Consider the following 12,952-nt stretch of genomic DNA (forward strand, 5'->3'; position numbering starts at 1 on the left):
AAATCAAAACTTAACATTTACCTTTTTTCGCTTGTCCTGGCGGGCAATGTTTGCCGTGACCATGACCTTCGACTATGACACCAGGCACCAGAACTTTAGGTGGTTCAACTGTGACACTAGGACCTCTGACGGCACAGCCTGTTAGACCTGACATCATCACTACTGCAACAACTAAAGCTGAATAGATACGCATTTTTTTCCCTTTTATTTAAACTTACCCGCTTAGCTTAGAGCGAATTCCAACACTTGTACAATCTGAAGTGTCAATCCGCTCAGTCATCATGACGGTGGTAATGGCGTTTATGTTTTTTGTGCTTTTTATGATAGTGCCTGTCTTGGTAATAATGGCGTTCCTCAACCACTATGACGCTTGGTCTGGGCTCCACTATCACAGCTGGTCCGTAATAAACCGGAGGCTCAACCCAAACCGTAGGGCCTCGTACCGCACAACCTGTCAGTGTTAGCAGTGCGGCTATAGTTGTGGTCATCAACAATGCTTTTTTCATCATAAGCTCCGTCTGTTAATCTGACAGGTAGTAGTCAACTGTCGCTACTACTCTGACTTTTTTGATATAAGGGGTATTGCTGTCCCGATCAGTAATGCTGAATTGGCCCTGACTTGCCGTTTTGATTTTGCCCAGTTTACTGTCCGAATCAGCGGCAAATTTAGTGGCGACCTCACGGGCGTTGCGAGTCGCCTCCTCAATCATGTCGGGTTTTAATTCGTTTAAACCACTGAAGATAAATTCGGGTTTACTGTCGTAATCCTGACCCGCTATAGCTATGCCTGTTTTACTCAGTTCCAATAACTTCGCCATCGCCTGATGCACTAAATCGACATTGCTGCTGTACACAGTCACGGTAGAGCTGGCGGTGTAACGCATCTGATTGGCGTTGGGGTCGTAATAACCCGCCTGACGATCGACAATTTGTGGCACTGCAATAGTGATTTCTTTTTGACTAAAGCCCTGCAACTTTAAAAACGCCTGAATTTGCTCGTTTTTACGTTCAAGATTGGCGACCAAAGTGGTTAGGTTATTGTCGACCTCATTAAATTTAATAGGCCAGATGACGCTGTCTGCGGCCACTTCACGCTCCGACAAACCTTTGACCTGAACTACACGTTCCATAGCCCTGAATTCAATCACGCTGCTGGCTAAGATGGCGCTACCTGCGACCATACCTGCGGCTAGTATTGCGGCAGCAACCCAAGAGAGGGACTGTTGCATATAAACTCCTGTTCTTTAGATAAGTTCAGTGTATGCAGAGTAGCTGAATGGCTGATTAATGCCTTGAGCACTTGGGTATAGTTGGCAAAAACATGCTGGTGCCTTTGCATCTGGCCCTTTATTATGGAAGCTCAGACTTCTATTTCAGACGAACTTTTATGCAAATTGAACAGAGCAAAGTCAGCTTAACAACGGCAACAGGGCCTATGTTGGTGTATCAGTATCAGCCGCTGGGCGCAGCCACAGCAGGTAAAACTTATCCTGCAATTTTGTTTTATTCAGAGATTTTCCAGCAAACTGCGCCTATAGCGCGTAGCGCCGTTATGCTCGCCAGTCATGGTTTTGTGGTGCTGGTGCCTGAGATTTTTCATGAGTTAAATCCGCCGGGTACTGTGCTTGCCTACGACGATGCAGGCAAAGACAAAGGCAATCAGGATAAATGGACTAAACCGTTGGAAAGGTACGATAGCGATAATCAGGCCCTGTTGGATTATTTAAAGACGTTGCCCTATGTCCGGCCAGAGGTGGGGGCTATGGGAGTTTGTATTGGTGGTCATCTGGCGTTTCGTGCTGCACTCAATCCGGCGATTAAAGCCACCTATTGTTTGTATGCCACAGATTTACACAGCGATACTTTGCCTTGCGGTAAAGGCCAGCAGACCCTGGACCGTGCCGCTGATATTCAGGGCGAATTGGTGATGGTCTGGGGCAAACAAGACCCTCATGTATCCGCTGAAGGACGGCAGAAAGTCTACCAAAAGCTGATCGAAGCTAATCTTCGTTTTAGCTGGCATGAATACAATGCCCAACACGCTTTTATGCGCGATGAAGGTGAACGTTACGACGCCGCATTAGCGCTGCAGAACTATCAGCAGGCAGTAGCTTTGTTTTTTCGAATGTAATATATTTGTTTAACAATTGTGTTTATATTGTTTTGTAAGGACAGGGAATGTTTAATCAATGTGTTAAATTCATTGTTGCTTTGGTGTGGCTGTTCTCCTCATTCAGCCTGATTGCAGCCTCCACTGATATCACAGCCTTATTGGCTAAACACGATACCTACTCCAACGTGAAAATTGCGCCTGATGGTAAACATCTTGCTGTAGTGGTGCGGCTGGAGAATAAAAGAGCCTTGCTATTTATTCAACTGGACGGATTTAAGCCTGCAGGTCAAATCAAATTCCCGGGCGATATTGAAGTGGGTGATTATCACTGGGTAAACAATGAACGTGTTGTGATCAGCCTGGCTGAAGCCTCTCCCTGGGATGCCGAACCTAAGTTTTATGGTGAGCTTTATGCCGTGAATTATACAGGGAAAAAAGGCGAAATGATTTTTGGCTTCAGGGTGGACGAGAGTTCAAACTTTAGTCGTATCCGAGCGAAGGAGGCCAAAAGAGCTTGGGGAGAGGTGATCGACACTCTGCAACATGACGATGACAACATTCTTATTTCCAGTACCCAATGGACAGTAAGAGGGGAGCACCACTCTGAATTATTGTTGCTCAATACCTATACTGGCAGGTCTAAAAAAATTGCAGTTTCGCCAGCACCAAACAGCCAGATCCTGACCAATAGTCAAGGGGAAATCCGAGCAGCTGTGGTGCTGACAGAAGATTACAGTAGCGAGCTTTATTACTATGAGCAGAAGAAATGGCATCAGATCCCATCGGATAAATTTGGCGAAAGGCTGACTGCTATAGCGGTCAACAACTCGGATGATGGACTAATCATTCTTGATCAATTTAACGCCAAGCAGCAGGGGCTCTCGGAGTTGAAATTCACAGATGCCAGCAGACGTTTAATTTATCGCGACCCCGTTGTCGAGGTGAGCTCTGTTGCTCTTACCCAAAAGGAACGCCAAGCCTATGCGTTAAGAGTGGATGATGGTAAACCTGCCTACCTTATTTTAGAGGGGCAACAAAAAGAAGCCCAAATATTCAAAGAGTTGGTTGCCGCTCTGCCAGGAAGTGCAGTGCATATTACCAGTAGGACAGATGACGATAATATCTGGGTGGTTTTTAGTTATAGTGATGATCACGCTGGTACTTATTATCTGTATCGAAAAGACAAAAATTCGTTAGTCGAATTAATGCAACGTAAACCTGAATTGAGCCAAATCCAGTTTGCAAAAACAGAACCTGTTCAATTTAGTGCTTCTGATCAAACCAAAGTGCACGGCTATATCACCAGAGCAGCCAAAGCGGACAGCAAATCTATGGTGGTCCTTGTACATGGCGGCCCACATGGTATTCGTGATTATTGGGGCTTTGATAATGAGGTTCAACTGTTGAGTCAGGCAGGTTTTAACGTGCTACAGGTGAATTACCGTGGCTCTGGCGGCTATGGTGCTGATTTTCTGAAAGCGGGTTATCGGCAGTGGGGCGGGGCTGTGCAGCAAGATATTATTGCCGGGACTCGGTGGGCTATCAGTCAGGGTTATGCTGAGCAAGGGAAAATATGCATTATGGGCACATCCTTTGGTGGTTATTCTGCAGTTCAGTCTGCAGCCATAGAGCCTGATTTGTTCAGCTGCGCAGTAGCGGTATCTGGAGTTTATGAGTTGAATTTAATGAAAACTGATGGGGATGTGCCGCTACGCTCTTTTGGTATTTCTTATCTGGATGAAGTGCTGGGGACTGATCCAGAGGAACTGAAGTTATTTTCTCCGGTCCACAGAGTCGCCACGCTAAAGGCGCCTTTGTTGTTAGCTCATGGTAAAAAAGACAAACGGGCTCCGATGTCTCAGGCTGAAGCTTTACGAGAAGCTCTGGATAAACACAATAAAACCTATAAATGGCTTGAATTTGATAATGAGCGCCATGGCTTTTATGACCCGGAAAACAGGCAACATTACTTTGAACAGGTGACTCAGTTTATTCGTCAGCATACCCACTGATCAGTCCAGATCCGGTTTCAAGGGGTTGTGAATGCTCAGCTCTGGGGTAAAATAAAGGCTATCTGGCGATAGCCTTTATTTATTTAGTTGAGAATCTATGTTTTGTCGTGAATTTGCGGAAGGTCGGTGCCACTCCTGTGCTCATTTAGCTGAACCTTATCCTGCACAGTTGGAGACAAAGCAGCACTCTTTGCAACAACTGTTGGAACCCTTTCATCCTGAAGTTCTGTTGTTCCCCGTAGCCAGTGAAGAACAAGGTTTTCGGACCAAAGCCAAAATGGTGGTGTCGGGCAGTAAAGATCAGCCTGTGCTGGGTATTCTTACTGACCGGACAGCTGTTGATTTATCGGCTTGTCCTTTGTATCCACCTTCATTTGCGCCAGCTTTTGCTCTGATCAAAAGTTTTATACAACGCGCAGGCTTAACTCCTTACCAGGTGGAACAAAAACAAGGCGAGCTGAAATTTGTTCTGCTTAGTCAAAGTCAGCACTCCGCTCGCTTTATGCTGCGTTTTGTGTTGCGTTCTAAAAACTGTCTTGCGTCGATTCAAAAACACTTACCCTGGCTGCAACAGCAATGGCCAGAGTTAGAGGTGTGTTCTGTGAATGTGCAGCCCGTGCATATGGCAGTGCTGGAAGGGCCTGAGGAAGTCCTGTTAACTTTGCAGGATGTCTTGCGGGAAGAGTTAAACGATATCCCTCTGTATTTAACTCCGCAAAGCTTTTTTCAGACCAATACAGCCGTAGCTGCAGCTTTATATGCTACCGCCAAAGACTGGGCTGAAGCTATTCCCGGAAAACGACTGTGGGATTTATTTTGTGGGATCGGAGGCTTTGGCTTACATCTGGCGCGGGATAACAAATGGGATTTAACTGGTATTGAAATCGCGCCTAAAGCCATCGCCAGCGCAACACGCTCAGCTGCAGAATTGGCGTTGACCGGAGTGACTTTTCAGGCGTTGGATGCCGCTGCTTTTGCAAAAGCCTCTACCTGTGCTCCTGATTTATTAGTGGTGAATCCGCCCAGACGCGGTTTAGGAGCCGCGCTTTGTCAGTCTGTTCTGGCGCTACAACCTGCCTGGCTCATGTATTCCAGTTGTAATCCTCAGAGCCTGGCCAGTGATTTGGCTATGCTTAGCCAGGATTACCAACTGTCAAAGGTACAGTTGTTTGATATGTTTCCTCACACGGATCATGCGGAAGTGTTAACCTTGTTACAAAGACGTCCGTTGTAAGTGACTCAGTAATTTATATATTTTTGTATTTTCCCTGTCCAAGATCTAAATCTGCTGCTAATTTTTTATCAGTATTTTCATTTCCCTGTTTTTAATTTATGTCCGTGGAATATTGTTCTATCGCGGACTTGCTAAGGAGAGTGTTGTTAATGCGCAAGAACCTGCCTGTGACTGACAAAGAACGTACTTTTCCAAAAGAGCAGCAGCTCATCTCTTCAACGGACATTAAAGGTACAATTTTGCATTGTAATGATGCTTTTGTGTCTATAAGTGGATTTAGCAAAGAGGAGCTGGTCGGTAAACCTCACAGTATTGTGCGGCATCCTGATATGCCTGAGGCGGCTTTTAAAACTATGTGGGGCTATTTACAGCAAGGTAAACCCTGGATGGGGCTGGTTAAAAACCGCTGTAAAAATGGAGATTATTATTGGGTCAATGCCTATGTCACTCCTGTGACTGAGCATGGCCGGGTGGTAGGGTATGAATCGGTACGTACTTTGCCCAGCAGGGCTCAGGTCGAGCATGCAGAGCAACTGTATAAAGCGATTAACGCGGGTAAAAATACCGAAAAGGCGGCATCGGATCTGGCTGCAGATTTACGCTGGGCCGTGATGCCACTGTTGGCGGTGATGCTATCTTTGGTGCTGTGGTGGGCTATCGGATCTACTGCAGCTGCTATCGCTTTTATTATCACGGCCTTATTTAGTTATGGTTTAGGTGTGTATCGCCTGAAGCAATCGTTAAGTGGTTTAGTGGAGTTATTGCCCACTCCTTTTACTGATCCATTAGCGGTGGCGTCTTATGCAAAACATCAGGGGCGATTAGGGCAGTTGGAAGTCGCTTTACTTGCTGAGAGCGCGCACTTAAATACAGTTCTCACCCGGATTGAAGACGCGTCGACCAAAGTGGCGATGCAGTCGGAGCAGGTCAGGCATTTATCTGTCGATGCAGCGGACAGTATTCGTAAGCAGCAGATGCAAACGGAGCAAGTAGCCACAGCCATGAACCAGATGACGACCACTATTGCTGAAGTATCTTCTCATGTGCAGGATACTGCGAGTAAAGCGGATGATGCTGATGCGTTAGCTCGTTCAGGTTCGACTGTGGCGGGACAAACCCGTGGCGCTATGCAGCAGTTACAAAAAACGGTCAATGATATCAGTCAGTCGGTGGCAGATTTGGCTGAGCAAACCAATAAAATAGTTGGCGCAGCCCAAATCATTGAACAAATAGCTGAACAAACTAACTTGCTTGCGCTTAATGCAGCTATTGAAGCGGCGCGTGCTGGTGATCAAGGCCGAGGATTTGCTGTGGTGGCCGATGAAGTAAGGCAACTGGCTTCCCGCACTACCGCATCCACTAAAGAGATTTATGAGATTATTCAGCAGCTCTCTGCAAAAGCCAAAGCGTCGGTGCAGGTCGCGGAGAGTGGTCGTAAGGACGCTGAATTGGGTGTGACTCAGGTTGCTCAGGCAGAAAAAGCGCTGGAAGGTATTAGTGTCGCTGTCAGCAGTATAGCGGCTATGGCTGGACAAATGGCTGCAGCCGTGGAAGAGCAGGCTCATGTAGCTGAGGATATTAACCAGCAAATTGTCAGTATTTCCGATTTAGCCACTACCTCATTAAATCAGGGGACTGCAGTCAGCGAGAGTGGTAAGGATTTACAGAATACCTCAGAGCAGTTGCACGAATTGGTCGAGCGGTTCCGTAAAGTCTAGAGCCTGTTCACTTTTAGATTGATTAGAACTGAAGTTGCAGTGGGCAACAACGCACTGCAACTTCAGATACTGCGAGCTGGACGACAACCTTAGCGCTTTTGTTTCATCTGGCTTTGATTCAGGTTTTGGATGACAGGCAGATGGAAGGTTGTTTGATGCTAAAGCTGAACAAACTATATCCCTGCTCTGACTGCTTTAATTGATAGACCACTCCATAGTCTTGTTCTGTCATTACAGGTGCAGCAAGCTTGCTGAGTAAATATACCAGTTCAGGCGTAGTATTACTGTGACCTACCACCAACACTGCCGCATCCTGCTGCTGAATTCTTGTAACAAGATGAGCTAAATCAGCTGCATTGTAGAGGTCGATTTTTGCGCTCGGTTGTGTCAACCCAATCTGTTGCGCTGTTTGCCGGGTGCGCTGATAGCCGCTGTGGTAGATAGTCGACAGCGAACCAGGTATGAGTTTTGCCATAGCTTGTGCTTGCGCTACGCCACAAGGACTCAGTTGTGGGTCCCTGTCCTTTGACGTTAATTTTTCTGCATGGCGCAGCAGATAAATTTCGCTGGGCGCTGCGCGCAGAGTCGATATGAAGCAGCCCAAGACTAGGACTGCGACAAAAACTGGTACCTTGTTCAACACGGCGTCCTCATTTTTGCTGTTTTGTCAGTGTTAAAACCAGTGGAGCATGCCAGATATGCGGAACATACACCAGCAGCTAAAAAGAAAGGTTCACGGCAAGGCTTTTATTTTTTACACTAAGGTTGTTTTTATTCCGGATGCTGTGTAGTGGAACCTGTATTAACTTTTTTGACCTCTTATCCCGAAGCTGTGAGGATTCAGGTGCAAGCTCTTATTGCTCAAAATCGTTTGGCTGAAGTGCTGGCAAGCCGTTATCCCGAATCATCACATGACATTCAGAATGACAAAAGTCTGTACCAATTTACTCAGGAGCTGAAGCAACGTTTTGTCAAATCCAGCCCACCCGTCAGTAAAGTCTGTTTTGATGGCAAAATACATCTGGATAATAGCTTAGGTTTACATAGTTTTGTCAGCCGGGTGCAAGGCGGAAAATTAAAGGCTAAACAGGAAATCCGTATTTCGGCTTTATTTAAGCAGCTACCTTTCCCTCTGTTAAAGATGGTTGTTGTGCATGAATTGGCGCACTTACGCGAAAAAGATCACAACAAAGCCTTTTATCAATTGTGTCAGCATATGGAACCCCAGTATCATCAACTGGAATTTGACTTACGCCTGTTTTTAACACTGAGACAGCTGGAAGGAAAAGCCTTATGAGCTCTGGTGATGCCGTTTTTGTGTATGGTTTATTGACCTTTCCTGAAGTGGTTTATGCAATTACAGGACAGCGCTATAACATGCAGCCAGCCAGTCTGGTTGATTACAAAAGCTATGGCTTAAGCCAGCAGCCAGGAGAGACGCCTGCACCGGCGTTAACCCGCAGTCCTGGGCATTTACAGCATGGACAGCTATTGCTGGATGTTTTACCGCCAGAGCTGGATAAACTGGACTTTTTCGAAGAGGTGGATTCAGGTTTGTATGTACGCCAAAAGGTTAGGGTTCAGTCTTCTGGCCAATGGCTGGATGCCTGGTGTTATGCCGCCGGGCCAGCTCTGCTGCCTTATCTGGCAGGAGAATGGTCTTTGCAGCAAGTTAGTGAAGAACATAAAAAGCATTTGATTACGCAGTTGATACCGTCGATGTTAACGACTTATCATAATTTATCTGGCTGTAGCGGCACTAAAACAAAGGCATCCCCTTTGTCTGAGGACTAACACATTGAAATTAATCCAATTACTGGTGGGCGCATTCCTCGTCCTTTCCCCCCAGTTACTGGCGGCTAATGTTGACGAACTGGCTACCAATTTTGACTGGCATTTTCGCCAGACATTAAAAAAGAACAATATTCCTGGCGCTGCCTACGCTATTGTCAAAGACAACAGAGTCGTAAAAGTCGGTGCTTATGGTGTGCGCTCCGTGGGCTCCAAATCGAATATTGATGCCTATACCGTATTTAGATTGGCGTCTGTATCTAAAACTTTTGCTGGTCAATTATCTTCTTTGCTGGTGCATCAGGGCCGTTTCCAGTGGGATGATCCTGTCACCCGTTATGTGCCGTCTTTTTCCTTTAAAAGTCCGCGCCATACCGGAGCTTTAAAAGTTGAACATTTGTTATCACAAAGCGCTGGTTTAGTGCCTAATACCTATGACGATTTAATTGAAGCTAATCAAACGCCTGCTCAAATTTTACCTAAGTTCCGTTATTTAAATCCTCGTTGTAATCCGGGGAAATGTTATGGCTATCAAAACGTCCTGTTCAGTCTGATCCGGCCTGTGATGGAAAAAACTACCGGCAGCAGTTACGAAAGCCTGATGGAACAAAAACTGTTTAAACCACTAAAAATGCCCACTGCTTCGGTAGGGTACTCCGCCTTTTTAGCCTCGAAAAACCGTGCCATGCCTCATGTGCGGGTTAAACGTGGCTGGGCTGAAACCAAAGTAAATCCAAGCTATTACAGAGTCAGTCCTGCTGCCGGCGTAAATGCCAGTGTGATGGATATGAGCCAATGGTTAATGGCACAGTTAGGGCAGTATCCAGCGGTATTAAGTCCCGCCATGCTGCAAGATGTTCGGACCAAAAGAGTGAAGGTAGCCGATGATTTAGGGGGCCGTACCTGGGGGCAATATGTCACGACCTCACATTATGGTTTAGGAGTGCGTATTTTTAACTTTGGCGGACATGAGGTTTATTACCACGGCGGCTGGGTGAAAGGTTATCGTACTGAAATGGCTTACTCCAAAGAAAAAGGTGTAGGTTTTGTTGTACTGATCAACGCTGAAACCAATCTGGTTGGCGATTTATCTACCTGGTTCTGGTCTAATTTATTGGCGGTTAAACCTAAGCAGAAAAAACGTATGGCAGCTCAAATGCAGGATGAATGGCAATTGGAGATGGACGAGGAAGTTCAGTGGCAGGCCCCTATGCTGGCTGACTGATGCTGGACAGATGCAAAGCACTGCTATACTCATGCTGATTAAATTGAAGTAGTTCGTACATAAGGATAGATGCCCGATATGTCGATGGGAACCATAAGTCAGTCTTCGTATAGTAAAACCGTAAAAACTATCCTGAGCAAAATTCATGATGCCACAGCACTGAATGATTCAGTGTATGAAGTCGCTACTGATTATTTTCGTCACGCAAAGCAGCAAGAGGACAAACTTACTCAACTGCAGATGCAGGTGCGTAAGTTTGAAAAAAAACCAGAGCTTTCCAGCGCAGAACAAAAGCAACTAGCAGAAGCACAGTCAGCATTAAAACTTTATGTCCGCATGTTGGATGATAGTCGTCTGGAGCGCTATCGAGCCTTAAAGGCCTTATGTTTGCAAGTGTTACAACTGACTGAAGGCGAAAGCTTTGACGAAACAGTCCAGATGTCCTCTAAGTTTTTGGGGACTATTCAGCTGCTTGCTCCCAGCAACGGCAAATATGTGGCGTCGGTGAATCAAAAGTTTAAGCATTTATACAAAGGCGTTTTAAGTTTGCGACTGCTGGATCGTTTGCTGCTGGACGACGAACTGAACAATAATTACGTGCAGGCGAAAGTGCGTGCCGCCAAAGAAATGCTGGATAACTCAGAGGCCGCTTATCAGGCTGACTATTCTCCTTTTCGTGATGATGTGCAATTGCCATTGTTAATGGCTGCTATTTTGCAGGATATCGGCACCTATCATCCGGACGCGCTGGCTATCTTGAAAGGACCTGAGGGCGATCTGGATGAGTTTCGGGTGCTGGATGATACAAGTCGGGTTGCGCTATTAAAAATTAATTATCAGGAAACCTTAAGTTATGTGACAAAAGGGTTGGCCTGTGATCGTTACGTCGGTAATTCCAAAGAAGAGCGGGAGTTGTTTAATCAGAACGAGCAAGACAAACTGAATTTTGTTTACACCTTGCTTAAAAATGCGATTAAACCCGAAGGTGGTGTTGGGAATCTGCTAAAAATCCCACAGATTTATACATCCGTCGTCTTGTCGACCAAATTAAATCACAGCTATGAATCATTGCCTAAAGCGGCTCTGGTGCTACAAAGTGGTGTGGAACGTGGTTATTACCATAAAGCTGCTGTGGATGCGCTGCTTAAAATTACCGGCTTGTTTCCGCAAGGTTATGGGGTGACTTATATTCCAAAAGATTCCGATAAACGTGATCTGGACAGATATGAGTATGCGTTGGTTGTGTCTTTGTATCCGCCAGCTTTGGATATGCCGATCTGCAGGGTGGTCACCCGTAGCATGACCTTTAGTAATACCGGGACTAATGTGGTGGTTAGTGTGGATAATAATCTGTATTTTCCAGCGGCCCGAAAAAAGTTAGAAAAAATGAGCGAAGAGCGGTTACTGGAAATACTGAGCAAGCTGGTCTCTAATTTTGAAGAACGCAAAAATATGGAGTTAATTCCAAAGTGCTGGTTTCCTGATGAGTATTTTTCTTACAGTAAAAATCAAAACTTATGGAATAAAGTGACTACTATCCAGAATTGATCGTGATGCTGTGCCGTGAAATAAAAAAAGCCCGGCTGGATAGCCGGGCGAAAAATAGCGGTTCAGGGAGATAAACAAAACCGCTTGCGCTAGAACTCCTCACACTACAAACCTATTGATGGCCAGAAGACTCATCATTTCGTGATGGCGTCCATACTGCAGCTAACAACATGGACCACAGCCATTAGTATTGGTTCAGTCTCAGGTGGTATCAGCTTCTCAACTGGTTAATGGCTGAGCAAAAGGCGGAGCAGCAGAAGGGGTCAGTTGCTTTGAGCATCACTGCATCCGTCTTGCGTTGACTTGTGCTCAGCATAAAGATGGATGCAGATGAAAGATAACGTTTTAACTCAATAGCCTCTATCGGTTTAATTGATAAAGCGACTGTTGAGTGTCAGTAAGATCAGCAGAGATGCATCACAAGCAAAGTATTCTCTATTGCTCTGTCATCGATCTAGGACCCAAGAGGTTTTTTCCTGCTCAGACTCAGCTATTTTTCCTATATAAGTCTAAATAAAAGTTCAGACTGATCTGAGGCGAGCTTGCAGCAAACAGCTGTTTTTGCTCCGGTTTAAACTTCCAGGCTAAAGGTGTCATTTCCAGCAGGTTTAACACCATATCAGCAGGTAAATGTGTCAGTTGCAATTGAAGTTCGTGACGCTGCTGATGTTCAAAGCCGGCTATGGCTTCAATCTGATCGCTATGCAAGCGCACTGAACTGTAAACCTGCTGTTTAATTTCGATCAAATGCTGTGGAGCCGGAGTGACCGTGAGTAACAGGCCATCCGTTTTTAATACCCGTGCCAGTTCGTCAGGCTCGCAAGGTGCACAGAGTTTTAAAGCCGCATCAAAGCTTTGGTCGGCAAAAGGCAAATGCCAGGCACTGGCGACACAAAATTTGATCGCCGGATAGCTTTTAGCGGCTTTTTTGATAGCGGTTTTAGCAATGTCCAGACCATACAATCCGAGTTCTTTATTCGCTAAAGCCTGCATCAATCTATTGCTGTAATAACCTTCGCCACAACCTAAGTCCAATAAGCTTGCCTGTGCTGGCAACACTTCGGAAAATATCTGATTTACTGCATCAGATAATGGCTGGTAGTACCCGGCGTTTAAAAAGTCCCGGCGGCTTTGCATCATCAGTGCGGAATCGCCCGGCACTTTAGAGTTTTTTTGTTGTACCGGCAATAAGTGCAAATATCCCTCTTTGGCTATGTCAAAGCTATGGTTGGATGCACAGACAAAGCTATTGTGCTGTTGCGTCAGGTGCTGCTGGCAAAGTGGGCAACGATACATACAGGCGTCTCCGGT

Annotated in this window: 13 protein-coding genes; 8 read left to right on the forward strand and 5 right to left on the reverse strand. The window is 45.8% G+C overall.

Annotated features, from left to right (window positions below; translation table 11 throughout):
- Positions 1 to 10 precede the first annotated feature (10 nt).
- The 3 genes from IEW88_RS16845 to IEW88_RS16855 all read right to left on the reverse strand — a co-directional run bounded on the left by IEW88_RS16845 (position 11) and on the right by IEW88_RS16855 (position 1,229).
- Complete coding sequence (locus tag IEW88_RS16845) at positions 11 to 193, reverse strand: hypothetical protein (protein WP_053423195.1); 183 nt, start codon at positions 191 to 193, stop codon at positions 11 to 13.
- 79 nt (positions 194 to 272) lie between these two features.
- Positions 273 to 506, reverse strand: coding sequence for a YajG family lipoprotein (locus IEW88_RS16850; RefSeq protein ID WP_185148642.1), 234 nt, complete (start codon positions 504 to 506; stop codon positions 273 to 275).
- 15 nt (positions 507 to 521) lie between these two features.
- On the reverse strand, positions 522 to 1,229 hold the full coding sequence (locus tag IEW88_RS16855; RefSeq protein ID WP_147905130.1) for an SIMPL domain-containing protein: 708 nt from the start codon (positions 1,227 to 1,229) through the stop codon (positions 522 to 524).
- 158 nt (positions 1,230 to 1,387) lie between these two features.
- Here IEW88_RS16855 and IEW88_RS16860 point away from each other — a divergent pair, with 158 nt between their 5' ends.
- The 4 genes from IEW88_RS16860 (at position 1,388) to IEW88_RS16875 (ending at position 7,077) form a co-directional block, all read left to right on the forward strand.
- The gene (locus tag IEW88_RS16860; RefSeq protein ID WP_147905129.1) at positions 1,388 to 2,131 is read left to right on the forward strand and encodes a dienelactone hydrolase family protein; all 744 of its coding nucleotides are present in this window, start codon (positions 1,388 to 1,390) and stop codon (positions 2,129 to 2,131) included.
- Positions 2,132 to 2,178: 47 nt separating this feature from the next.
- Entirely contained in the window at positions 2,179 to 4,125 is a 1,947-nt protein-coding gene (locus tag IEW88_RS16865) for an alpha/beta hydrolase family protein (RefSeq protein WP_147905128.1), read from the forward strand.
- Between the two features lie 97 nt (positions 4,126 to 4,222).
- On the forward strand, positions 4,223 to 5,359 hold the full coding sequence (rlmC, locus tag IEW88_RS16870; RefSeq protein WP_147905127.1) for a 23S rRNA (uracil(747)-C(5))-methyltransferase RlmC: 1,137 nt from the start codon (positions 4,223 to 4,225) through the stop codon (positions 5,357 to 5,359).
- A 149-nt stretch (positions 5,360 to 5,508) separates the two neighbouring features.
- Positions 5,509 to 7,077 carry a methyl-accepting chemotaxis protein gene (locus IEW88_RS16875; RefSeq protein ID WP_147905126.1) on the forward strand — a complete coding sequence of 523 codons (1,569 nt, stop codon included), beginning with the start codon at positions 5,509 to 5,511 and terminating at the stop codon, positions 7,075 to 7,077.
- A 118-nt stretch (positions 7,078 to 7,195) separates the two neighbouring features.
- Here the strand turns inward: IEW88_RS16875 and IEW88_RS16880 are convergent, their stop codons facing one another.
- Entirely contained in the window at positions 7,196 to 7,720 is a 525-nt protein-coding gene (locus IEW88_RS16880; RefSeq protein WP_147905125.1) for a SixA phosphatase family protein, read from the reverse strand.
- Between the two features lie 201 nt (positions 7,721 to 7,921).
- On the opposite strand from IEW88_RS16880, the gene IEW88_RS16885 reads away from it, so the two are divergent.
- From IEW88_RS16885 to IEW88_RS16900, 4 genes are all read left to right on the forward strand, one after another.
- A complete protein-coding gene (locus IEW88_RS16885) occupies positions 7,922 to 8,374 on the forward strand; it encodes a YgjP-like metallopeptidase domain-containing protein (RefSeq protein WP_229670580.1) in 453 nt (150 codons plus the stop codon).
- A complete protein-coding gene (locus IEW88_RS16890) occupies positions 8,371 to 8,871 on the forward strand; it encodes a gamma-glutamylcyclotransferase family protein (protein WP_147905123.1) in 501 nt (166 codons plus the stop codon). Before IEW88_RS16885 ends, IEW88_RS16890 begins: the two co-directional genes overlap by 4 nt.
- A gap of 4 nt (positions 8,872 to 8,875) precedes the next feature.
- Positions 8,876 to 10,093: a serine hydrolase domain-containing protein gene (locus tag IEW88_RS16895; protein ID WP_147905122.1), complete on the forward strand. Its 1,218-nt coding sequence runs from the start codon at positions 8,876 to 8,878 to the stop codon at positions 10,091 to 10,093.
- Between the two features lie 78 nt (positions 10,094 to 10,171).
- Positions 10,172 to 11,641: a hypothetical protein gene (locus IEW88_RS16900; protein WP_147905121.1), complete on the forward strand. Its 1,470-nt coding sequence runs from the start codon at positions 10,172 to 10,174 to the stop codon at positions 11,639 to 11,641.
- 486 nt (positions 11,642 to 12,127) lie between these two features.
- Here IEW88_RS16900 and rlmA read toward each other — a convergent pair whose 3' ends face one another.
- A complete protein-coding gene (rlmA, locus tag IEW88_RS16905) occupies positions 12,128 to 12,937 on the reverse strand; it encodes a 23S rRNA (guanine(745)-N(1))-methyltransferase (protein ID WP_147905120.1) in 810 nt (269 codons plus the stop codon).
- Positions 12,938 to 12,952 lie beyond the last annotated feature (15 nt).

The organism is Rheinheimera tangshanensis (assembly GCF_014645135.1).
GTDB lineage: Bacteria > Pseudomonadota > Gammaproteobacteria > Enterobacterales > Alteromonadaceae > Pararheinheimera > Pararheinheimera tangshanensis.